Annotated in this window: 19 protein-coding genes; 12 read left to right on the top strand and 7 right to left on the bottom strand. The window is 44.8% G+C overall.

Annotation, left to right across the window (positions count from 1 at the left end; all coding sequences use genetic code 11):
• Position 1 precedes the first annotated feature (1 nt).
• The 4 genes from A587_RS0114635 (at position 2) to A587_RS25195 (ending at position 4,206) form a co-directional block, all read left to right on the top strand.
• Positions 2-2,542: a glycoside hydrolase family 3 protein gene (locus A587_RS0114635; RefSeq protein WP_017218183.1), complete on the top strand. Its 2,541-nt coding sequence runs from the start codon at positions 2-4 to the stop codon at positions 2,540-2,542.
• Positions 2,543-2,792: 250 nt separating this feature from the next.
• A complete protein-coding gene (locus tag A587_RS0114640) occupies positions 2,793-3,197 on the top strand; it encodes a DUF1801 domain-containing protein (protein ID WP_017218184.1) in 405 nt (134 codons plus the stop codon).
• Positions 3,198-3,470: 273 nt separating this feature from the next.
• Positions 3,471-4,010: a YqcI/YcgG family protein gene (locus tag A587_RS0114645; RefSeq protein WP_017218185.1), complete on the top strand. Its 540-nt coding sequence runs from the start codon at positions 3,471-3,473 to the stop codon at positions 4,008-4,010.
• A 31-nt stretch (positions 4,011-4,041) separates the two neighbouring features.
• Positions 4,042-4,206 carry a hypothetical protein gene (locus A587_RS25195; protein ID WP_017218186.1) on the top strand — a complete coding sequence of 55 codons (165 nt, stop codon included), beginning with the start codon at positions 4,042-4,044 and terminating at the stop codon, positions 4,204-4,206.
• Between the two features lie 81 nt (positions 4,207-4,287).
• On the opposite strand, the gene A587_RS0114655 is transcribed toward A587_RS25195, so the two are convergent.
• The 3 genes from A587_RS0114655 to A587_RS0114665 form a co-directional block, all read right to left on the bottom strand.
• A complete protein-coding gene (locus tag A587_RS0114655; RefSeq protein ID WP_232288076.1) occupies positions 4,288-4,938 on the bottom strand; it encodes a LysE family translocator in 651 nt (216 codons plus the stop codon).
• A gap of 253 nt (positions 4,939-5,191) precedes the next feature.
• Entirely contained in the window at positions 5,192-8,143 is a 2,952-nt protein-coding gene (locus A587_RS0114660) for a TonB-dependent receptor (RefSeq protein ID WP_017218188.1), read from the bottom strand.
• Positions 8,144-8,213: 70 nt separating this feature from the next.
• Positions 8,214-10,868, bottom strand: a complete 2,655-nt coding sequence (locus A587_RS0114665; RefSeq protein WP_017218189.1) for a glycoside hydrolase family 16 protein — start codon at positions 10,866-10,868, stop codon at positions 8,214-8,216.
• Between the two features lie 468 nt (positions 10,869-11,336).
• Between A587_RS0114665 and A587_RS0114670 the strand changes: the two genes are divergently transcribed.
• The 4 genes from A587_RS0114670 (at position 11,337) to A587_RS0114685 (ending at position 13,690) form a co-directional block, all read left to right on the top strand.
• Positions 11,337-11,810, top strand: coding sequence for a nuclear transport factor 2 family protein (locus A587_RS0114670; RefSeq protein ID WP_017218190.1), 474 nt, complete (start codon positions 11,337-11,339; stop codon positions 11,808-11,810).
• Positions 11,811-11,908: 98 nt separating this feature from the next.
• A complete protein-coding gene (locus A587_RS0114675) occupies positions 11,909-12,709 on the top strand; it encodes an AraC family transcriptional regulator (protein ID WP_017218191.1) in 801 nt (266 codons plus the stop codon).
• A 1-nt stretch (position 12,710) separates the two neighbouring features.
• Positions 12,711-13,394, top strand: a complete 684-nt coding sequence (locus A587_RS0114680; protein WP_017218192.1) for an AzlC family ABC transporter permease — start codon at positions 12,711-12,713, stop codon at positions 13,392-13,394.
• A complete protein-coding gene (locus A587_RS0114685) occupies positions 13,391-13,690 on the top strand; it encodes an AzlD domain-containing protein (RefSeq protein ID WP_017218193.1) in 300 nt (99 codons plus the stop codon). Before A587_RS0114680 ends, A587_RS0114685 begins: the two co-directional genes overlap by 4 nt.
• Here the strand turns inward: A587_RS0114685 and A587_RS0114690 are convergent.
• On the bottom strand, positions 13,664-14,113 hold the full coding sequence (locus A587_RS0114690; RefSeq protein ID WP_017218194.1) for a DUF4920 domain-containing protein: 450 nt from the start codon (positions 14,111-14,113) through the stop codon (positions 13,664-13,666). The two genes, A587_RS0114685 and A587_RS0114690, sit on opposite strands and share 27 nt — an antisense overlap.
• A 136-nt stretch (positions 14,114-14,249) precedes the next feature.
• Complete coding sequence (locus A587_RS0114695) at positions 14,250-14,924, bottom strand: TorF family putative porin (protein WP_010375318.1); 675 nt, start codon at positions 14,922-14,924, stop codon at positions 14,250-14,252.
• A gap of 285 nt (positions 14,925-15,209) precedes the next feature.
• On the opposite strand from A587_RS0114695, the gene aroQ reads away from it, so the two are divergent.
• The 4 genes from aroQ (at position 15,210) to A587_RS0114715 (ending at position 19,558) form a co-directional block, all read left to right on the top strand.
• On the top strand, positions 15,210-16,415 hold the full coding sequence (gene aroQ, locus A587_RS0114700) for a gamma subclass chorismate mutase AroQ (RefSeq protein WP_232288077.1): 1,206 nt from the start codon (positions 15,210-15,212) through the stop codon (positions 16,413-16,415).
• Between the two features lie 304 nt (positions 16,416-16,719).
• Complete coding sequence (gene azu / locus A587_RS0114705; protein WP_017218196.1) at positions 16,720-17,175, top strand: azurin; 456 nt, start codon at positions 16,720-16,722, stop codon at positions 17,173-17,175.
• A gap of 529 nt (positions 17,176-17,704) precedes the next feature.
• Positions 17,705-17,959, top strand: coding sequence for a hypothetical protein (locus A587_RS0114710; RefSeq protein WP_017218197.1), 255 nt, complete (start codon positions 17,705-17,707; stop codon positions 17,957-17,959).
• Positions 17,960-17,962: 3 nt separating this feature from the next.
• Positions 17,963-19,558, top strand: coding sequence for a PepSY-associated TM helix domain-containing protein (locus tag A587_RS0114715; protein ID WP_017218198.1), 1,596 nt, complete (start codon positions 17,963-17,965; stop codon positions 19,556-19,558).
• Between the two features lie 79 nt (positions 19,559-19,637).
• Here A587_RS0114715 and A587_RS0114720 read toward each other — a convergent pair whose 3' ends face one another.
• Complete coding sequence (locus A587_RS0114720) at positions 19,638-22,463, bottom strand: TonB-dependent receptor plug domain-containing protein (protein WP_017218199.1); 2,826 nt, start codon at positions 22,461-22,463, stop codon at positions 19,638-19,640.
• 271 nt (positions 22,464-22,734) lie between these two features.
• Positions 22,735-23,025 (bottom strand): hypothetical protein, encoded by a 291-nt coding sequence (locus tag A587_RS0114725; RefSeq protein WP_223193766.1) that lies wholly within the window; start codon positions 23,023-23,025, stop codon positions 22,735-22,737.
• Positions 23,026-23,079: the final 54 nt, after the last annotated feature.

Here is a 23,079-nt window from a genome sequence, read left to right on the forward strand (position 1 = left end):
CATGAAAACGAAAATAACCATGCTAGGTCTTGCAATGGCTATCGCAACCTTAACAGGATGTAGCGAAAGCCCAAATAAAACCAGTGTTGATGCAGCTCGCCAAGTGGAAAACTGGCCAGCGCTGACTCCTGCTATCGAAACCGATAACAATCTAGAAGAAAGAGTTCGGTCGATACTCGCTAAGATGACCCTGGAGCAAAAAATTGCGCAGATGATCCAGCCTGAGATTCGAAATATTACCGTCGCAGAAATGCGAGAGTACGGATTCGGCTCATATCTCAATGGCGGCGGCGCATTTCCTTACAACAACAAACATGCAACGCCTGCAGATTGGGTCAAACTTGCCGAAGCGCTTTATCAGGCATCGATTGACGATAGCCTAGATGGCAGCACAATTCCTACCATGTGGGGAACGGATGCAGTTCATGGCCACAATAACATCATTGGCGCTACGCTATTTCCACATAACATTGGCCTTGGCGCGGCAAATAATCCAGATCTCATCGAGAAAATCGCCCACATTACCGCAAAAGAAGTGTTAGCCACCGGAATTGATTGGATCTTTGCCCCTACGGTCGCGGTGGTACGTGATGATCGCTGGGGACGCACCTATGAAGGGTACTCTGAGCATCCCGACATCGTAAAAGCGTATTCCAGCGCTATTGTTAAAGGCTTACAGGGCGACCCTAAGGCGGACTTTCTTGGTAAGAACCGCGTGATCAGCACAGTAAAGCATTTTGTTGGCGATGGTGGTACGGTTGATGGCGACGACCAAGGCGACAATATCGCCTCTGAAAAAGCATTAATTGCACTTCACGCTCAAGGCTACGTAGGTGGACTTGAAGCCGGAGCACAATCGGTGATGGCGTCGTTTAACAGTTGGCATGGCGAAAAGGTGCATGGCAGCCATTATTTGCTTACCCAAGTGCTCAAAGAGCGAATGAATTTTGATGGTTTTGTGGTGAGCGATTGGAATGGTCACGGCCAAATAGAAGGTTGTACGAACGACAGCTGCGCAGAGGCCATTAATGCCGGCATTGATATCGTCATGGCCCCGAACGACTGGAAAGCCTTGTACAACAATACGCTAGCGCAAGCAAAAAGCGGTGCTATCGCGCAGTCTCGCATTGATGATGCAGTAAGCCGTATTTTAAGAGTTAAACTCCGTGCGGGACTTTTTGAAAAACCAAGTCCTGCAAATCGTCCATTGGCTGGCAACTCAGAAATCATTGGCGCAGAGTCGCACCGTAAAGTTGCGCGCCAAGCCGTACGTGAGTCACTGGTTTTACTCAAAAACAACGATCAGCTATTACCACTAAAACCGAACCAACATATTTTGTTAGCAGGCGATGGTGCCGACAACATCGGCAAACAATCGGGCGGTTGGAGTATTACTTGGCAAGGTACCAACAACACCAATGCTGACTTCCCGGGCGGTACTTCTATTTATGATGGTATAAAGCAGCAAGCAGAAGCGGCTGGTGGCACCGTCACATTAAATACTCGCGGTGATTTCGAAGATAAGCCTGACGTTGCTATTGTGGTATTTGGCGAAGATCCCTATGCAGAAGGCCACGGTGATAGAGCAACACTTGAATACAAGCCGTCTGATAAATCTGATCTTGCATTACTCAAACGCTTGAAACAAGCAGGAATTCCTACGGTGGCGGTGTTCATCAGTGGCCGCCCAATGTGGGTAAACCCTGAACTCAACGCATCAGATGCATTTGTGGCGGCATGGTTACCGGGGTCTGAAGGAATTGGTATCAGCGACGTATTACTCGCCGACAAAAACGGCCAAGTTAAGTATGATTTTACTGGCAAGCTTAGTTACTCTTGGCCAAAAACGCCGACACAAATCGTAAATTACCAAGATAAAAATTACGACCCACTTTTACCTTATGGTTTTGGCTTACGTTATTCAGACCAAAATGTACTCGCAGATAATTTACCAGAGCAAATACAAACTCAGGCAAATTTCGCCAGCGGTGTAGACTTGCTGGTAAGATCAATCAATAAACCTTGGCAAGGCCATTTATACAGCAGTGCCGAAAATCAACTGATAAATGCCAACACCCATACGCTCGGTGGTATTAGCTACCGCACAACGGACAGAGAAGTACAAGAAGATGCCATTGAGCTACTTTTTGACGGTAGTCGACGCAGCGGCTTTAGACTCGCCAGTGAAAGCTACTTTAGGGAAGACATCAGCCCAAGTGTTCCAACCGAGAGCGCCCTTACTTTTAAAGTACAAGTTGATGCAGCGCCAGATAAACCGGTTTGGGTGGCGATGAGCTGTGAAGGCGAAGCGGATGCAAACGGCTCATGCACCGCAAAAATCGATATTGCTAAGCAACTTCAAGCGATGCCATTGGCCAAATGGCAATCACTAAGCATTGACCTCAATTGCTTTACAGCCCAAGGCATGGACTTCACTAAAACCGTTGTCCCTTTCGAGCTTTCAACCGCCGGGATACTGGAGGTAACGCTGTCTGAGATACAGATCTCTTCAGAAGCATCACCAACACTAAGCTGCAATTAGTCCCCTTAACACGATGTGGGCACCAAGCTGTGTTCACATCGTTTTTTTAGTGTCTAATGAAGCCACTTTAATGTGGACTAGAATTTAAGAGATCTAAGATAAGCCAATTGTCTGATGCGCGCGTTTATTCTTTTTACAGGGCACAAACAAGCGATTTAAAAAGTCACACCAAGAGCACACTTGCCCTCACCTGCTCAATTTAATACTCTACTTTATGAGCTAAATGAGCTAACACCAAGGAAGAGCCAGAGTGTCAAACATAGCCGAACAAGTGATTAGTACCTACCCACCTGCAGCGCAAGCAAAAATCAGGGCACTGCGTAATCTCGTTATGCAGGTTGCCAGTGAGCAAAACTTTGGCGCGGTGATTGAGGCAATAAAGTGGAGAGAGTTAAGCTTTACTGTTAAATCAGGTAGTCCTTTCCGTATGGCTTGGAAAGCCAAAACGCCTACTAACTATCACCTTTATTTTCACTGTCAAACGAAGCTAGTTGATACATTTAGAGTACTATTTTCCGACGAGCTACAGTTTGATGGCAACCGAGCGATTGTCCTTAAACTAGAAGAAGACATGCCAGCAGCGCTACTCTACCGCTGTATAGCCATTGCAATGGACTATAAAAACCTCAAAAACTTACCTTTACTCGGGCAGTAACAACCAACCGAGGTAAACCTTGCCCGGAGCGAAAACCCCACCGTTACCAATTTTTACAACCGTGTACTTCTTACCTGAATAAAACGTGAAAAAATTACCCCTTTAAAATACAGAAAATAAAATAACATTAAATTCAATGAGTTAAATTAATTAATTTATGGTTCGAGCTTTGCTTATATAGTGATAGATAAACAATGTAGATGCATTTCGCCACTCAGCATTGAAAAACACCAAAACCAACTAGCGCAAATAACAACACTAGGAGCATAAAACATGACACCACAACCCGAGCTGCAAGACAGTTTTATTGATTTCGTGAACAAGCAGCAATTTCCATGTATTTGTGGTGGTAATAGAGCCGAATTAGCGTTTAACCATGTTGAGGTTTTAGGTTTTGGCGATCTCACCTCAAGACACAACAACTTCAGTTTAATAACCAGTCTCTATTCTTTTGTCGAAAAGGTAGAGTTTGACAACATGAAAAGTGCCGCGTTTGTGGCGGTTTTTGAGCAGAGCCAACACTTAGATGACAGCGACTTTAATAAGTCTGTTTGGCGTAAACTGCAGGAATTGCAAAACCTAGTTTCGCAGAGCACTCCTAGAGGGCCGCATTCTCAATCGTCAGATTGCAGCAATAATTTTCATTTTAATTTGGATGGCGAGCCACTTTATATCACTTGTTTGAGTCCCTCGAGCGCATCGAGAAACAGAAAGTTTAAGTACCCAGCGATTGTTTTTAACTTAATGCCTCAGTTTGAGGTCCCACAGAGTTTCCGTGTCATCGAATCACACGTAGAAACCCACAGAATTTAATGCACATTGTACCAACGGAGAGGAACTAGATATGAGCAACATCATGGTAATCGATTTTATTATTTACGTCGTCATTGGCATATTAACAACTTTGGGTTGTTTTGGCTTAATGAGTGCTTCAAGCGCTTATTCAAATCTAAGTAGCCCAACCAGTCGCACTAAGGCGAGTAAGCCTGCAGCTGCAGTTCGGAGCTAAGCGATGCCGAACTCAAGCTTTGCTCCCTTTAACTGATTGCGAGAAAAAGGGAGTATGCTTACATTTTTTAAGTCACTCAAACTACTTACCGGCGGCAACTAAACCGGCGCCAAACCCAAAAAACACGCCACCGCTCACTTTGTTCATCATCGTCATGCTCTTAGGTGACGACAATTTAGCCTTAGCAAGGCCAGAAAACACCGCATAAGAAATATGCACCATAAACACCAGCAGGCTAAAGGTAAAAACCAGCAACATAAATTGCGGCATAAAGGCATTTTCCACATTGATAAATTGCGGAAAGATAGACATAAAGAAGATAACAGCCTTAGGATTGGTGATCGAAACAAAAAAGCCTTCTAAAAAGCACTTTTTCATCGTACTTGCAGCAATAGACTTGCCTATTTTACTCTCGCCTTTAGTTCGCCACATTTTGTAGCCTAAATAGAAGAGATACGCGGCGCCAATAAATTTAACGACTGTAAATGCCAACACCGAACTGGCTAAGATCACACCTAAACTTGATGCCGATACCGCGGCGACAATCAAAATTCCGAGCGCGACACCACAAATACCAGCTAAAGACTTGGTAAAGCCTCTTTGAATTGAGTTATTGATAGTCAGCATCACCGCAGGCCCAGGTAATAAAATTGTCGCTAAAGCGACACCTACAAACAGCAAATAATTGTCCAAAACATCAACCCCGCAAACACTCGTACGAATCTTACTCACCGCATCATCACACTAAGTCATGAATTTACAAAGTAATATGCGATAGGTGGGAGTGGCATACTGAATTTATCACTGATACTTTTCTTCGAACTCAGCCTCATCGTTACCCTATGCAATATGCGCTTGAATGAGTGCGGCATAAAGTCGCACCTACTGAATTAGGGCCATAAAAATGCAGACTCATCGGTCTGCATTTTTATGCCAGTTTGCTTAATTAAGTGAAATTGGTATTAGTGAACGGATGCGCAAGGGATCACTCAAAAGTGTATCTCACACCAACCGAGTATCTCGGGCCGTATTGACGAGCAAATAAGAATTGCTCTTCATACCGACCATATCCTTGCTCGGTTTCATTGTTTAAGTTAATACCTTCAAAAAACACCGTAAACTGCTCATCAATATCGTAATTCACACTAACGTCCCATTGACCGTAAGACTTGGCATATTGCGGTGGTGCATCTGCCGAGCCTTGCGCTTGACCTACCCCGATTAGATAAGCGTCACGCCATGCGTAGGTTAACTTCACCGATAACCCGTCTTTTTCGTAAAATGCTTGGAAGTTAGCCGAGTCACTCAAGCCCGTCAGCGGTGCTTGCTGCACTAGGCTTTCACTATCAAACTCAACATCGCCATCAACAAAAGTTGCGTTTACACCAAGGCCGAATCCCGTTTCACCAAATAAGTGCTGTACCGCCACTTCAAAACCATCAACCGATTTGCTATCGGTATTTTGTGGCTGGCTGATGTTCCATACCATCAAAGGATCGTCACTGCTTGGTTCAATTTTGCCCTCGGCATTACCGTGACCATTGGCGAGCATTTGCGCAAAAATGGCATCACTAGTCGCCTGCTCTCCACGGGCTTCAATGTCTGCAATCGCTTGTTTATACCTTGGACCATTATAAATATCGTAAAGACCTTCAATGGTGGTTTGCGTGATTGTGGTTTGAATAAAGTTATCGACCTCTTTTTTAAAGTAGCCAAGTGATGCGTAACTTCCTTCGTTGTAATAATATTCAAGTGAAAAATCTAGGTTTGTCGACTCAAACGGTAATAGATTAGTATTGCCTCGAGAGCCAGTTCTCGCTCCCGGTTTTGGGCTGCCTGACAAACTTCTGCCACCCGCAAGATTACTAAGCGGCGCACGCGACATTGTTTTGCCCCAAGACGCTCGTGCAATTAAATCTTCGGTGATATCAAAACGCACATCGATCATCGGCAATAGAATGTCGTATTCCCCTTCCTGCGTTAAGAAATTGTCATCACCGCCTGCAGCGTATTGCATAATCCATTCAGATGGACTGTCCCAATTCACTTGCGTTTCCACACGCTGACGCACCACGCTTGTCACATCCGTTTGTTCATAACGCAGGCCTGCGTTGATCTGCACAAAGTAGTCAGAAAATTCAAACTCCCATTTGGATTGCAAGTAGATGCTGTCAGTGGTTTCATCAACTCTACTTTGGCTGTCAATGCCATCAAAATAGGCGTCCGCCGAGTAGTAGTCGGCACCGATCACATCTTCTGTAAGATACGCAAGCTGCCTTGCAATAGCTTCATCAAAGTCATAGGTATAGTAATACCCCGGCTGTAAGTCACTGCCACCACCAGCAAATTGATCTAGCAAATCGCCAGTTTCATGGCGCGTAAACATGCTATCTGGGAAAATTTCTTTAAACGAAGGGTTGAAACCTGGGCCTCCTCGTAGACCACTCCACGCTTCATATCCCCCTGTTGACTGCTCAGTACGGGCTGCACCAAACTGCACACTGACTAGGCCAATATCAAAACTGTCGTTAAACCAAGTGGCATCAAGTTGCAACTGCTCCACTGTCGCCTCTCCGGGAGAATGGATAAATTGGCTAAAGTTAGAATCAATTTCACTTGCCATGAGTTCGTTCGTGCCATTTTTCCAAAGCACATTTGCATGCGGCACTTCGCCCTGCCGATAATCATAAATCTTAGTGAGCAACTGATCTGAGCCTAAGATGATTTGACCATCACTACCCAAGCCTTTATCTGCGCCATTATCGGTTTCGTTTTTTGAGTCGTGATAATCAAGCTCTACATGCCAATTATCATTAATTTGCCAGTCCAGATTTAAGCCAAGTGAACGCGCCTCAACTTCCGTCGTATTTCTATTTGCAGTGAACGACGCATCATTACCGCCAATATCGGCATAAACCGCGGTGCCATTAGCATCTAACTCATAGGCGTTAATGTTACCGCCAAACTCATTCCAAATACCCCAACCCACCGTATTAGAGCCAGTTACGGCAAGGCTTGCCGTATAATCTAAGGTAGCAATGAAACCGTTGGTTGGTGCATATTGAAAGGTAACTTGACCGTTTGTTCTTTCTCGCTCTAGATCTTCAATGCCGTAGTTCATGTCTTTTGGAAAAAAGTAATTTCCGACTTTATTACCCTCGGCATCTTCAGCACGGCCATCAATGATTTTAGACGGGTCTAAATCAGGTAGATCAACATTGGCCTGCCAGCCTTGAATATTGGCTTGCTGCTTTTGAAAATCACGTTGCTGATGGGAGAAGGAAAATCCAAAACCAAAGGTTTCATCGGCAAAGGTATTACTATAAACCGCGGAAACCTCAGGTGTAACATCATCTCCCGCTTCGTTAGAGGTATCAACAATCGCCTTTGCTGTTGCGCTAAAGTGTTGCCCTGGGCGTTGTAGTGGCTTAGCCGTAACAATGTTGACCAAAGCCCCTAAACCGCCACTTGGTACATCGGCACGTCCGGTTTTATATACCTCAAGCGCACTCACGCCTTCAGCGGCTAGGTTTTCCAAGTTATACGAGCGAGTATTACCTGTGCCCGGCATTTGGCGACCATTTAATGTCACCAAGTTAAAATCAGGCCCAAAACCACGTACGGTAATTTGGCTGCCTTCACCGTTGGCACGGCTGACCGAAACACCGGTGATCCGTTGTAAAGATTCGGCTAAGTTGGTATCTGGAAATTTCCCCATTTCCTCTGCCGAAATGGCATCCATAACCCCCGATGCGGAGCGCTTTAAATCCATTGAACGGATCAAACTTCCGCGGATCCCTTTCACTTCGATCACTTCGACTTTTTCGGCTGTTTGTTGCTCTTCTGCTTGAGCGATGCTGACCATTCCCGCATTCATCGCTATTGCTAGCGACAACTGAACGGCAAGCTTACTTTTATTGAATTGTTTGTTATTCATGACTGCCCTGCGATTCTATTCTTGCTGCTGGATCACCGAGTTCAAAACACTATTGGCGATCCACACTGGCTTATTGACTGACGATTTCAACATTGTCTATGCGGTAAACGGCGCCTTCGCCCATTCCCCAGCTGGGGAATACCATCAAGACATCAATGGCACTAATATCGAGTCCAGCATCGTACAAAGCTTGCAGTGGAAAAGTATAAGTTTGCCATTTGCCAACTTCTGGAGCTTTACCTTCAGCGCTTTGGTTAAGAGCAAGCTCTACCGCTGCACTAGCATCATTTGACTCAATTTTAAACAGCCATTGAGCGTCGATATTTGCTGGTGTTGAAGTCACCTTCATATCAAACTTAACTACGCCAGTTTCTAGTAAATGGGAAGCATCATAATAGACATCATCATCCGCTAAAAACCCCATCACGGTTGGGGTTGCACCAATAACAAATTGCGCAACTTGACCATGGGCTGCATCTTCGTCTACTTCTATTGTGGGTGTAGAGCCACCACAACAATCCCAAATTGACCACTGCTCAGCAGCTTGATCTTTAAATAAGCTTAGACCGCCACTCGCCTTACCACCGTCAGGATGAAAGATTTTTGCGTTATCAACACGATAAACCGCACCGCTACCTGAGCCCCAAGCTGGGAAAATCATCACCACATCAATTGCACTTGGATCAAGACCAGCCTGAGCCAAAGCTTCAATTGAGAAAGTATAGGTTTGCCATTCACCGGCCTGTGGCGCTACACCCTCTTGTGATTCAGATAGTGGTAGCTCAACCGCACTCGCGGCATTGTCAGACTCAATTTTAAGTAGCCAAGGGGCATCAGGCGTTGACGGTAGGCTCATGACTTTCATCTCAAACTGTACTACGCCACCTGCTAAAATTGCAGTTGCATCAAACGGCTTTCCAGCTCCGCCCACTTCTGTTCGAGACGAGAACCCCATTACCGTTGGTGTGTCACCAATCGTGAATTCAGCAACAATACCATGCGTTGCATCGTCAGAGACTTCAGTCGGTGTCGAGCCACCACAACAATCCCAAAGCGGCCACTCAGCGTTAATAGCATTTTCAAATAAGGTCAACGAAGGTAAGTTTGTATTCTGTGCAATCTCAACCTTATCAACACGATAGATAGCACCATTTCCGGCTCCCCATGCTGGGAAGATCATCACTACATCAATGGCTGACACATCAAGTCCCGCGTCAGCCAACTGCTGTAGTGGGAAGGTATAAGTTTGCCATTCGCCTGCAGCTGGTGATTGCCCTTCAACGCTTGCAAAAAGATCGAGTTCAGCAGCGCTAGAAGCACCTTGGCTTTCAACTTTAAATTTCCATGCTGCGCTTGGATCTGAAGGCATTTGTGTCACTTGCATATCGAACCGAATATAGCCTGCTTCTAGCATGCTTGTTGCATCAAATGGCGAGGCTTTACCGCTTGGATCTGTGATAAATTCGGCACGGCTGGTAAAGCCATTTACGGTTGGCGTCTCACCGACTACAAACTCAACAACATTGCCACGGCTTTCGTCTGCAACCAATGCAGGCGTAGAGCCACCACAACAATCCCAAGCAGGCCAGTTAGCGTTAAAATTATCATCAAAGATGGTTAGGTTTTTAGCGATACCCGAAGAAGGTGGCGACGGAATAGGTGCTTCGCCTTCGACTAACGCATCCTCAAGGTCGTCGTAGCCTGGGCGCACCGTTTCACATCCTTTTCCCGTTTCAGGATTAGAGCCGCATTCATACACTCTGACATAGTCAACCACAAACGATTGTCCGTTCACAAAGGCGTCCGAGTCGATACCTTTATTATTAACGTTTTCTGGCCAATCACCGCCAACGGCAAGGTTTAAGATAAGATGAAACTGCTGATCAAAAGGCGCACTATCCCAATGAGTAACCAGCTCACCAGAGCCTTGCTCGTAGTATTCAGCAAACCATCCACGGTGTTTTAAACCAACCGCTTCTTGCTTTGAGTTGTAACGAACCTCCGATTGACGTTGCGTGGCATAGAGATAACCATCAACGTACCAACGGATCTCACCCTCTTGCCACTCCACAGCATAGGTATGGAAGTCATCGGCTGGATTTACACCATCAGGTAAGGCGTATGCTTTACCGGTGTGAACATTATTAGGCCAATCACGGCCGTAATGAAGCGTGCCATGCACGTTAGATTCAACCGACCCGTCTTCATTAGCGACCTTGAGGTTTACCGCTTCCATGATGTCTATTTCACCAGACTTGGGCCAGCCACCGTAAATCTCATCCGTAGGCAACATCCAAAACGCCGGCCAGCTGCCTTGCCCGCTTGGTAGCTTGGCCCGCATTTCGAATCTGCCATACTTAAAATCAGCTTTATATTTGGTGTTTAATCTTGCCGAGGTATACGGCAGTTGTGCGCCTGCTTGCGCAGGGGTAGCGACAATATTCAGCATGCCATCGGCAATAAACGCGTTCTGTTCACTGTCGGTGTAACACTGTTTTTCATTGTTGCCACCGCCGTCGCAATTTACCTCGTGCGTCCACTTAGATGTGTCTATCGCATCGCTATCAAATTCATCGCTCCACACTAGCGTCCAGTCTGAAACCGGCGTTGTGGTATCAACGGATTTATAATTAGTTTCTGTCTCGGCGCTTCCGCCACATCCCGCTATGATAGCCACAGAGATTGCGGTACATAGCCTTGTTAATTTTCTTGCTGCAATTTTCATCAGTTACCCCGATGCAAAACGTCGTTGTCAAATGGTTGAATACTAAGAACTTTATTATTTAACCTGAGGCTTAGATAAGCAGTCGATTAACTCATCGTTTCTCAGAACAGGTTATTTAGCTATACGCTGTAAGAATACCCAGCGCGTTCCCAGCAACAAATGTAAGCGCTTACAAATGGGGTTAAAAAAACACACGCAAAATGTAAGCGCTTTCACAAAAGTAAACTAAGTTAATTTATTCGTCAATATTAAATTGTCATAAGGTGAAAATCTGCATGCTATAAATACAGACTAAACAGATCAGTTGCACCTAATAAAACCGCAGCAGAAAAAGCTGTAAAGGGGCTTTACGTGTTTACGCAATCGTTACGTCAGGATAAATCATGCGCTTTCGCTTGGTTGACAATACCGTTAAACTCACTGAGATTATTGAACCTCAGGCTGAGAACAAAAAATTAGGGTCACTTTATGAAATCATATTTCCTCTTAGTTGCAGCGGCAGGTGTTATGAGTGGTTGCACGACCACCAACCCAAGCAGTGACCAGCGCCTCTGTGAGACGACACTGCACAATTACATAAAATATCGAGATTCGGGTTCAGCACAAGAATACCAAAGTGTTTTTACAAAGGATGCAATATTTAGTATCCCAGCACTCAATATCAATATTACTGGTGCTGAAGAAATAACAATAAGGCAGCAACAAGCCATAAAAACAACAAAGAGTATGCACATGATAACCAGTGCCGATATTCAACCTATCGCGGCAAATAAGTTTAGTGCTAAAAGCTATTTTGTTCTTTATCAGCAGCCAAAATCTCAATCAGATGCCCCAATCACCGTATTTAACGGCGTGTATGAAGACGAGCTTAAAGTAATCGATGGCCGATGCTTAATCAATCACCGCCTTGTTAACGTGATCAAAAAAGAGACTTGGCATTAGGCGTTATTGACCCGGTTATTGTTTGTGGCATTGTGCAATTTTGTACAAGACTTATTGAGTGAAGACAGATACGCTTTTCATCAATGGGGGAGAGAATTATGCAACACTCAAAGTTTAGTTTTCATCGTGAGCTCGGTGGCCTAGAAGTACTACACAACATTGATAAGCAGGAAGACTTTGGTAGACATAGCCACAGCGGCTATACGCTTGCCATAGTGGATAGTGGTGCACAGCGATTCTACCGCAGCGGCGGTGAACACTTAGCTAGTCAGCATAGTGTCATTTTGATAAATGCAGAGCAGGTGCACGACTGTAGAAAGGCATCCAAAGATAAGTCTTCGTACCGTTCACTCTACCCAACGCCTGAACTATTCAATCAGTTTCTTGGTGATGGTAAGGCAATGGCTCCTTTTTTCCATGATGCAGTGGTACACGACCGAGTACTTGCGGCACTCATGAACAGCACTTTTAACGTCTTAGAATGTGGTACCAGCGTGCTTGAAAAGCAGTCTCAACTTATTACTCTGCTATCTTATTTAAGCAATAAGCAAGGCAAAGTCACATTCGATACAAAAACCCCTTCGGTGAAGCAACGAATTACCACAGCACGCCATTTTCTTTTGGATAATTTATTTGAAGATGTATCACTCAACTCCTTAGCGAGCCTTGTCGGCATGAGTCCCTTTTACTTTATTCGGGTGTTTAAGGCCCACACAGGCCTCACTCCCCATGCCTTTCAAATACAACACCGGCTTAATCATGCCAAGGCATTGCTGCGCAGTGGCAAAAGTGTTTCCCATGCAGCATTAAGCGTCGGCTTTTATGATCAAAGCCACTTCAACCGTCATTTTAAAAAGAATATGGGGATCACACCCAGTCAATATAGCAAGGCTTGTTAATATGAAAGTCGCAGTATGCAAAGGCTTTTGGGATATGTTGCCATTAAATCTCGCCGTACTTCCTTGGGGAATATTGTGTGGCTCCCTTGCCGTGCAAAATGGCTTTACGCCGCTCGAAGCACAGTTAATGTCGTTATTAGTTTTTGCAGGCTCGGCGCAGTTAGTGGCAATAGAGCTTATTGCCAAAGACACAGCGCTTATCACCTTGCTTGCGACTACCTTTATTATTAGCGCGAGACATTTACTCTACGGCCTTGCTATCCGCAATAAAATGATAGATAAGCCCCTTAAATGGCGTGGCCCCATTGCGTTTTTTCTCACTGACGAATTGTTTGCGTTTTCCCATCACCACCGAGCCTACCAAGGCAAACTTCGACTCGTGTATGCGCTCATCGCAGGTGGTAGCTTTTATGTTGCATGGAATCTGTGGACGCTCATAGGTATTGTCGCAGGTCAGTTTTTACCTGACTTGACCAATCTTGGCTTAGACTTCGCGATTGCGGCAATATTTATTGCTCTTGTGGTCCCGAGTATTAACGCATTACCCGTGTTATGCGCTTGTTTAACGTCGGCCTTAACTATCTTAGTGTTCAAACTGATCCATTTTGAATTTGGTTTAATCGCCTCAGCACTGCTCGGGATGTCGGTGGGATATGTGCTACAAAGTAAAAAGGAGCGTGTATGATCACCACTATTTTAGCCATGGCTTGTGTCACGTTTGCAACTCGGTATTTATTTTTGGCAAAACAACTGCCTTTTACTATCGGCCCTAAACTACAACGCTTTTTAAGTTTTAGCGCCCCTAGTGTACTGACTGCCATTTGGGTACCTATTGTATTTATTCAAGACAAGCAACTTGCCATCACGCCAAGCAACCCCTATTTGGTCGCCGCAACGGTCGCGGTAATACTGGCGTTTCGCTTTAAAAACCTCTATGTCACCACATTTGGGAGCCTAGCTGTGTTTTACTTGCTGTACTAAATGCGAAATGGTTACGGCCGTTGGATTAAACCCCAAACGCATGAGCGCCGTTTCATCGTCTGCTTTACTCACGCAAGCCAATGCGCGCTGGTTTAGCGCTTCGAAGCGCCCCGTCACATGGGCTTCACGGCCAATCGCAGCAAGTGGAAATACCATATCGCCTTGCTCAACTTCGATATTTACATCTAGGCCATTTGCTACTCGTAGCGTCATCCAGCAACCTAATTTTCTGCAAACATGAGTGACCACCCCTTTTACGGTCACAAGGTTTGTTGTGTAGTCATTGAGATTTGGCAATATGTGCTCTGCCTCGACTAACTTAGACATGTCTGCACCACCGGCAAATTCTAGCGGGCTTGAAAAGCTAAACCGAGAAAATACCGCCAAAGAGAGTGCTGTTAGTTTTATCGTATCCTTCATCATTGCGACTCCATAGCTTTTATCACTATTACCTCATCAATTGCTTACTCCTATAAAAAGTTATGGAGCATCAATCATATAGCTATATAAAAGTACAATTCGCAACTAAAATCAACACAAAAGTTAATAAAAGGTAAATTTAGAAATTAAATGTTTTTGAAATTGACGCCACAAATGTAGAATCTGCATAGGAATCAATATCATTGCTTTCATAGCCCAATGAAAAAGACCAAGTACTAATCGAGTAAGTTCCAGTTAGATGCCAGTGGGTATAGTCATCATCACCCGACTCCCATTCGTATTTATCACTATCAAAGCTCATTGAATGATCAACTCCGAGCGTCAGAGACCACCGATCTGTGATTGGGATACTATGCGTGAGCATCACTATCCCGTGAGCAGCCCCTGTTCCAAAGTAATCCCATGCATACCAAAAGTCTAAATTTGTCTGGCCGTAATTAAACTTTGCATAGGCTTCTGCATAGTTATAATCAGAACTCACATCATCACCATGATAGGTATATTGCGAGAGACCAACATCAAGCTTTAATTTTTCAGTTAGCGTAAATTTGTAGCCACCATACAGATCTCCTTCTAAATCCGTACCATCGCCAAAATCTACTTGAGACACCCAGCCTCCAGCATACCAACCACTTTTTCCAAACCAATCTAAACTGACTTGCAGCGCTTCGTCTTCCTTAGTTTGACTCACGCCATTAAATAAATAATCGGAAGCCAATGTTACAGTAGAAGATGTCGCCGCGTTGACGAATAGTGGAGTAACCAACAATGGCAGCAGCCAGTATTTTTTCATCTTTGAAATCACCCTTTAATTGCAGTCATTTCAAGCATAGACCGCAGTTCCCACCCTGTCACTGACACAGTTTCATCCACTTTTTAACGTGCTTGGCATGATTGTTTTTCCGTTTCATAAGCATCTGGCTGGCGGTAATAAAAAAGTACTCATTGATGCTGAAAGGCGAGTAAGCAGGTACATAAAGTGCGCTGTGAGTTATCAATAAATCACTCCGCTTGCAGGACAGCACCTAATGGTTCTGTTAGGATGCGTTTTTTGCCTGTAGAACCTTTGGAAAAGCCCTTGAAATTGTCATTTATATTTCGCTTACTGGCGTTACCCACACTGCTATTTACGCTGACAACTCAAGCCGCGTCTGTTTATATACAAGCAGGGCCGGGGAGTTTTAATCATGCCGCACTTGACCTACTCGCCAACCGCCAGTCGCAGGACTATGAGCGTTTTTACTCGGGCACCCCTGAGCATACTTATGCCAATGCCGCACAAGCGCAGAGCTGGGCCTTTAGCGCGCTGGCCAACTCCACTATTGAAGGACAACTGGTCCCAGCCATTGTCAATGCGATGCGTAACTACAAGGTAACTGAGCTGAGTGGCGCTGTGTATATGCCCATCGAAATGTGTGTTTTTGGATTGAACAAGACAGCTAAAATTACGCATGTAGCATCCCATCCAGCAGCTCTGAACCAAATTGGTCATTGGCTCAATGCTCATCAGGTACAAACCAAGCCCGTGCCCAAAGGCACCAACGAAGCGGCTCGCTTACTTGCAAATGGGCAATTTGATCAAAACACCGTTGCCGTAGGTAGCTGCGCACTCAAAGTGGTTTACCCAGAGCTGGCACTACGCGAAGTAAGCATTCAGGATAACGCGGATAACCATACGCTGTTTGGTCTGATGAAAGTGGAAAAACGGTCTAAGCCGATAAGCGAAGATGAAGCTCGCGCCGCGCTGGCACAGATCGTTGAAAAGGCGAATACATTGGTCAAAACGCGAACAGATTCTGCAGAGGTGTTATTCTCACATATCAACCAACGCCTTGCTCAGATGCAGCCTGTAGCACTGTTTAAAGCACAACAACACAGGCCAATTGAAGACTTATCCCGTGAAGCCACTGTGCTTTCAAAAGCGCTAGAGCAAGCCCGCCAGCAATGTCTGGATAGTGCAAGCGTAGAGACGTTTTTCCAAGCACAAATGGATGCAGCAAAGGCTATTCAATACAGATACCGGGCACAATGGCTGGCTGAGGGCGTACCAAACGAAGATGCCAATTTGGATCAGCTAAGAAGCACATTAAATCAGCTTGGTGCAGCCATTCTTGAAACACTGACCCAGCATCTTGCCAAGCACGGTAACCTCACAGATGAACTGGCAGGCTTATTTAACCAAATAATAAACACCGAACAGCTCTTTGCAAACGACAAAACTAGACTCTTTTCAGCACTGCAAAAGGTGCGTAGGGTGGATAACTGCACTATCACTGCTTCATAAACAAATTAGCGACTTGTTGCGATAGCAACAAGTCGGATTAGCTGATGTCTTGCCTGATTAGGGCTACACCAATGACATCAGTAATAGAGTAATAGTTTTAAAAGAACCACAGCCTTGTTCTAGCAGCTTGGCGGTTTTTCCTTGCGTTGATGGCCGAAACATATGGGCCTGTTAAATTTTCATTTTGCTTTTCACTCTTTAATTTCAGTCACTTCATGCAAAGACCCATTTTATTGATCTGCATCCATTTACATTCATCTTGGCAAAGACAATAATGAGAATGATTTTTAATTAAGGAGTTAATATGAAGACCTCTCTTTCCATCACATTACTTAGTCTAGGTGCCTTTCTCTTCTCTCATGCCGCATCAGCAAATGAATGTGAGCTCAGCATCGAAGCCAACGACATGATGCAGTTTTCTAAAAAATCACTCAGCGCGCCATCTAGCTGTAAAGAAATTTCAGTCACGTTAAAGCATACGGGCAAGCTGCCAGCCACTACCATGGGTCACAACTGGGTGTTGAGCAAAGCTGCAGATGTTCAAGCCGTTGCAACCGGTGGCATGTCGGCAGGTGCAAATAATAGCTATGTAAAGCCAAACGACAGCCGCGTTTTAGCCGTATCAAAGGTGATTGGCGGTGGCGAGCAAACCACAGTGACCTTCTCTACTGAGCAGTTAAAGCAAGGTGACAGCTACAAGTTCTTCTGCTCCTTCCCGGGCCATTTCGCCATTATGCAAGGCACCTTTACACTTAGCTAGCCATTTTCGGAGCGGAGTTTATAATGAGTCTTTTCAAAAACCCGCTCTTACAGTTACCACTCGGGGAGCTTTATACCTTGATGAACAGGCGGTTTTTTCAAGCATTCTGCCGCCCCTCTCCAGTTAGGCTATCTCTCTCACTGCAATTATTACTTACCCCTTGAACAACATACCTATAATCATTACAATCAATTGCAAACAATAATGATTATCACCATCATGAGCTTTTTCTCAATTATACCGTTTTGGTTTGCCGCCGTGTTGCTCTACTTAGCAAGTCCTAAGCAACGATTTTTGGCCTCTTCGATACATAAACCCATAGCATACAGTATGGCTGTAGTCCTTGTTTTGTCTGGGGTAATTATATTAACTCTGCAGTACCCAATTATTTCTGCAATGTTAGCCAGTCTCGTTTTAATTATGTTTTCTTTGGTGTCGGTGACTCTAATAAGTGGATACTCAGTAAAGCGCCTCTATCTATGCTCAACACTTATCTTTTTGCTATCTCTATTTTTTGGAGGACTAAGTTATGTGGCCTAAAACGTTAGTTGGGTTTTTCTTAGGCCTGTTACTGTCTATTTCTTTGGTGCTAAACCTCAACTTGCTCCTGCCATTTTCAGAGTCCACAAAGCTGATGATAGGTCTGGTGCTGGCATTTCCGATATGGGCGGGGATCTTAGTTTGGAGCTATGCACTTTCAAGCGCTAAAGCCGCGTGCAAACCTTTGTTTGCTATCTTTATTCCCTCTTTGCTACTAAACACAGCATTACTGTTAATAAGATAAACAATGAAAAATCAAACACTAAAATCATTGACCGAAGCACATGCATGGATTGGGATCATTATTTCAACGGTACTATTCATTGTGTTTATTGCGGGATCTTTGAGTCTATTCAGAGACAACATCACGGGCTGGGAACGTGCCTCCCTAGCCGCCCAGTCTAACGAGCCACTTAGCGCTATTTCCTACGACAAAGCGATCACATCAATTGCGCAGCAATACGATGTCGATACACACCATAGCTTTTTTATGCGCGAGCCTACGCCACATAACCCTTTTATTGAAGTTTACTTTGCAACCCATTTAGACGAGCCGCACCCGATCACGGCCGAAGATCATCAAGACCAGCACCTTCTGCTATCACCACAGACGGGAGAAGTCCTCGCTGATGCCGACAGATTTGAATTTGCCAGTTTTCTCTATGAGTTGCACTATGATTTAGGGCTTGGCCGCGCCGGACTCTATTTTGTTGGGATCATCACCCTCTTTTTCTTCGTTGCTGTGCTAAGCGGGATCATCATTCACTGGCGCAAAATAGCCAAAAACTTTTTCCAATATCGCGCCGAAGGTAAAAAAGACAAATGGCTAGATGCGCATAATCTAATTGGCACGATGGGCCTACCATTTCACTTAATGTATGCCTTCACGGGATTAGTATTTAATCTCGTTATCATTTATCAGATTTCATACGCCGTATTACTTTACGGTGGTAACCAAACGGCTCTGCTCCAAGCAGCTGGATTTAATGAACCAAACATTGAAGCACTGGAGCAATCACGACCAATGCGCGGCGTCGATCAACTAAGAGTTCAAGCACTAGATACGTTAGGAGATGTATCGCTCACAACGGTGGAAATCACCCACTTTGGCGACAAAAACGCAGTAGTGAGTTTTACCGCGAAAAGTAACGATGCTTTTTCAAATTACAAAGAAGTACAATACACACTAAACGACCAATCACAAATTTATCTCACTGAAAACAACTACGACAACGCTGTTCGTGCAGGGCTCTCTACCATCGCGAGTCTTCACTTTGGAGATTTTGCTGGGTATGGCATGCGACTGGCATTTTTGAGTCTTGGCCTTGCAACCGCCTATTTAATCGTTACCGGTAATTTGATGTGGATTGACAAGCGTGCCAAGCAGAAAAAGCAAAGCGCTAAAAGTCTATTGTTTGTAAAACGATTAACATCAGGTGGCTTTATCGGTGTGCTATTGGCCATCGCCATCGGATTCGCGATGACGACTTTTCTATCGACAAGTCACATAGACAAACTAGAGACGGTTAAGTTTTCGATGTTTTCAGCCTTTCTCTTTGCACTCATTAGCAGCCAATTCGCAAAGCACGTATTGTCGTTTAGCAAAGTATTATTAGGTCTAAGTGGTATTTGCTATTGCTTAAGCGCGGTCATGAATGCGGCGTCTTTTGTCTGCCAGTACAATACCTTACCCACCCAAACGAGAGTTGACTTTGCTATCGTAACTGCACTTATGTGTTTAATGGCCTTGATTTGTTGGAAGACAGTGTCACGGATCAACGCGGTGGCACAAACTTCAGCGCCAGTTTCGCAAGATCAGCAGCCACAACAAACCATGAGCTAATCAAACAGCATCTAGAATAATAAAAAAGCGGGCTTACATAGCCCGCTTTGCCATACACTCACAGGGAAACAATGTGAAATTAAAACTCAGTTTTAAATCTTAAGTAGTACTCACGGCCTAAATATAAAGAAGAATGAATGGGATCTGCGTTATTTCCATTGCCCGTCGCAAAAGGCGGCGCTTCATCCAATAGATTGTTAACGCCCAGCGTAATTTGAGTATCAACAGAATCTAAATGATAGGTTACTTGGGCGTTATGTGTCAGCGTGCTGTCAACGGTATTGGTAAAGTTAACGATTTGGTCGCCTTGTTTAACCGATACTTCTTCTAACATCGAATCGATGTAGTAACTTTGCCAACTTGCGCTAAAGTCATCATGCTGCCAATTAAGTGCAAAGTTAACTCTGTGCTCAGGCACCGCCACCTGGCCATTAACGCGCTGTCCGGCTCTGTCTTTGGTTGCAAGGCCTGGTTCAATGACTTCATGTTTACTCACAAATGACCAGTTTAGTGCGGTACTCAAATCACCAAATGAAAACTGCCCGATGTCAAAACGAACTTCAGCATCTACCCCCTGACGGTTTAACGCATTGAGGTTTTCATTAAACACATCAACGCCGGTGATCACCCCCTGAAACTCACCGGATTGAACACGATGAACAGAGTCGCAGTACAAACCATTATTCATACATTCACTCAATTTGGTCACCGCGCTAATGTTACCAATGGCATCTTTTAATTGGATGTCATAAAAATCTAAGGTGATTGAACCGTTAGTAAGCCAGCTCGGCTGATAAATCACGCCAAGTGTTTTGCTCGTCGCGGTTTCTGGTTCCAACTCCGTGTTACCGCCAGTATTGGTTCTGATCTGCCCGATCGTTTCTCGGTAACTACCATCAGCGGGAACGCCTGTGCTGACACAGTTTTGGTTTGGATTGGCTACGGCACAAGGATCATCGCCATTTTCAAAGCCAGGTAACCTTCCTTTATAAAGTTCCACCACATTAGGCGCTCTAAATGCTTGTGACCAAGTCCCTCTAAAACTCAACTGCTCATTTAACGCCCAAAATACGCCTACTTTTGAATTGGTGGTCGAGCCAAACGTATCAAAGTCTGAATATCGAGTCGCGAGGTTTAATTCTAGGCTCTGCGCCCAATCGTGGTCTGATAACAGTGGCACAACAGCTTCTAGATAAGCTTCATTGAGCGAATATTCACCGCCAGTTGGTCTACCTAACCCATCCGTGACTAAAATATTAATAGAAACGGCATCTGTTTGATTGCGAGCCTCAACCTTTTGATTTTCGATGCCAAAAGACACACCGAGGTCGCCCGCAGGCAAACTCGCCACGACACCACTTACATTCGCGCTGGCGATTTTAATCTGGTTATGACCTTGTTGGATCCCCGGCCAATCTCCAGAGAGATAATTTAACATGTCCTCGGAGATCTCAGAGTCGGTACCGGGTTGACCAAAAATATTAAGCGGCACACAACCCGCAATTAGCGTATCCGGTGTAGCACCACAGCGCAGCACGCCTTGCTCATCAAAGTGGGTAGGACCAACCGCATTTTTAGCCGCTGGCCAATTGAATATACCAGTTTTTAGTCGTTTGTTTGAGTTGCGACCAAAATTGTAGGCCAGCTCCCAGCTCCAATCAGCATTAAAATCACCAGAGAGCGCCATCACAATACGGTATTGGCTGTTTTCCACATGGTTCATACGGCCATTGGTTTCCACCATTCTGCGACGCCAGTCATTGATGGCATAAGGATTACCATCTTTGTCTTTTGGACCGAATTGTTGGTTGTAATAGTTATCAGGAGAGTAAGTGAAATCTAAATACCCACCCCAAACTGGAACTAATGGCTGAGGCGCACCATTGGTCGTGGATTTTCGATGTGAATAAAGCGCCTCGAAATTGAATACCACGTCATCCGAAAACTTCAAATTGCCAAGATCATACTCGCCAAACGCACTCATGCTATAGCGTTCAAAAGGCGTTTGCAGCAAGCTCGGCTCTTGGTAGTTATATAAGTCATTTTGCGCCAGTGACGCATCGGAAATAGTTTCACGCCACTCGCCATACTCTGGGCCTCGGGTAACAAATATCTCCTTGCCGTTTTCATCCGTGACTTTCAGATTACTCCATGGCATTGCGGAGCTACCGCCTTGACCGTAACTGCCATCGGGGTTGAGGGTTAAATCATAGCGGCTAAAGTCTCTGTCACCGGCATACACTTCTTGTTTTTCATCGTAGCTGGCACTCACCATAAAGCGCCCTTTATCACCAACAATGCCTGTTACGAGTTCCAAAGAAGTTGTATCAGCATCGCCTTCAGCAGATTGGCCAATGGAGCCACTGACCTCAAAAATATCGCCCGTTTGGCGAGTAATAATGTTTACGACACCAGACACCGCATCAGAGCCGTAAATAGAAGAGGCACCGTCCAATAAAATTTCAACACGTTCAATAATCGCAGTAGGTATAGCACTTAGGTCAACCGCAGCATCCGCGCCATTTCCCCCGTTTGGTAAGCGGCGGCCATTTAGCAAGACCAATGTGCGCTGTGCACCTAAACCGCGTAAGTCAAAGTTTGTCACGCCCGACGTATTTTCATTTTGAGAAGCATTAGGTGCACTGGCGGAAACCGTTAGATTTTGCAGCATATCGCCAATATTTTTAAACCCAGTTTGCTCAATATCCGCTCTAGATATTGTGGTTACCGCGCCGGGTTTACTTAGGTTTGCCCGCGCGATTCGCGACCCCGTCACCATGATCTTCTCAACAGGTTCCGACGCTGCTTCCTCGGCAAACACAGGGGCCGTCCACACCATAGCGCCCGAACCACATAAGCTGGCGATTGCCAACGCCAAAGTCGTTTTTTGTTTTGTTATTGTCATAACGGTTTCCTTTGTAACGTTCCAAATTATAATTAGACGCTGACGATAGAAAGTTTCTTATTATCACCACAGGGAATGAAATAGGTTATTTATTGCGCCTTTTTATACAGATAACACAATTAAATCGTTCCAACAAATAATTCTAGACGATTTGCGCAATATTTATTTACTTTTATTGAATATTCAAGCATCTAATTAAAAATCATGTACTCAGTCAGATTTAGCGTGTTCACTACCCAGAAAGTCACAAATGTCACCGCTCTCTTAGCATTCAATATTGGCCTTTAAGGCCACCGAAATCTGGTAAAAAGCACTTATCGGGACTACCTTTATCTAGGGCCTGTTGACCTTTGCTGTTTGATTTTTGTTCTTCTGAGTGTGTTTTGGTCGCGACGCTCGACTTGCCGCCTAGTAATCTAGGCAAAAGTTGAGCAACAATGAACAAAGCGCACTCAGATGAACCCAAAGGGCAGCGCTTGATTAGCATTTCTACTGTGTTATCGCCAGACTTACATAGAGTGACTATGCTACGCTGGCTCTGCCTTGTATAAATACCAATCAAACTGCTGCAAAAACAAACTTGAAAGATCAACAGGCCCTAGGGTTTATTAGTCTT

Origin of the sequence: Pseudoalteromonas sp. NJ631, from assembly GCF_000276645.1 — a bacterium.
GTDB classification, from domain to species: domain Bacteria; phylum Pseudomonadota; class Gammaproteobacteria; order Enterobacterales; family Alteromonadaceae; genus Pseudoalteromonas; species Pseudoalteromonas piscicida.

What these genes read in the sequence shown, in the direction of transcription:
- A587_RS0114635 (WP_017218183.1), top strand. Translation starts at nt 2, where the DNA reads ATGAAAACGAAAATAACCATGCTAGGTCTTGCAATGGCTATCGCAACC.
- A587_RS0114660 (WP_017218188.1), bottom strand. Translation starts at nt 8,143, where the DNA reads ATGAATAACAAACAATTCAATAAAAGTAAGCTTGCCGTTCAGTTGTCG.
- A587_RS0114680 (WP_017218192.1), top strand. Translation starts at nt 12,711, where the DNA reads ATGAAAGTCGCAGTATGCAAAGGCTTTTGGGATATGTTGCCATTAAAT.
- A587_RS0114690 (WP_017218194.1), bottom strand. Translation starts at nt 14,113, where the DNA reads ATGATGAAGGATACGATAAAACTAACAGCACTCTCTTTGGCGGTATTT.
- A587_RS0114665 (WP_017218189.1), bottom strand. Translation starts at nt 10,868, where the DNA reads ATGAAAATTGCAGCAAGAAAATTAACAAGGCTATGTACCGCAATCTCT.
- A587_RS0114670 (WP_017218190.1), top strand. Translation starts at nt 11,337, where the DNA reads ATGAAATCATATTTCCTCTTAGTTGCAGCGGCAGGTGTTATGAGTGGT.
- A587_RS0114675 (WP_017218191.1), top strand. Translation starts at nt 11,909, where the DNA reads ATGCAACACTCAAAGTTTAGTTTTCATCGTGAGCTCGGTGGCCTAGAA.
- A587_RS0114715 (WP_017218198.1), top strand. Translation starts at nt 17,963, where the DNA reads ATGAAAAATCAAACACTAAAATCATTGACCGAAGCACATGCATGGATT.
- A587_RS0114685 (WP_017218193.1), top strand. Translation starts at nt 13,391, where the DNA reads ATGATCACCACTATTTTAGCCATGGCTTGTGTCACGTTTGCAACTCGG.
- A587_RS25195 (WP_017218186.1), top strand. Translation starts at nt 4,042, where the DNA reads ATGAGCAACATCATGGTAATCGATTTTATTATTTACGTCGTCATTGGC.
- azu (WP_017218196.1), top strand. Translation starts at nt 16,720, where the DNA reads ATGAAGACCTCTCTTTCCATCACATTACTTAGTCTAGGTGCCTTTCTC.
- A587_RS0114695 (WP_010375318.1), bottom strand. Translation starts at nt 14,924, where the DNA reads ATGAAAAAATACTGGCTGCTGCCATTGTTGGTTACTCCACTATTCGTC.
- A587_RS0114645 (WP_017218185.1), top strand. Translation starts at nt 3,471, where the DNA reads ATGACACCACAACCCGAGCTGCAAGACAGTTTTATTGATTTCGTGAAC.
- A587_RS0114720 (WP_017218199.1), bottom strand. Translation starts at nt 22,463, where the DNA reads ATGACAATAACAAAACAAAAAACGACTTTGGCGTTGGCAATCGCCAGC.
- A587_RS0114710 (WP_017218197.1), top strand. Translation starts at nt 17,705, where the DNA reads ATGTGGCCTAAAACGTTAGTTGGGTTTTTCTTAGGCCTGTTACTGTCT.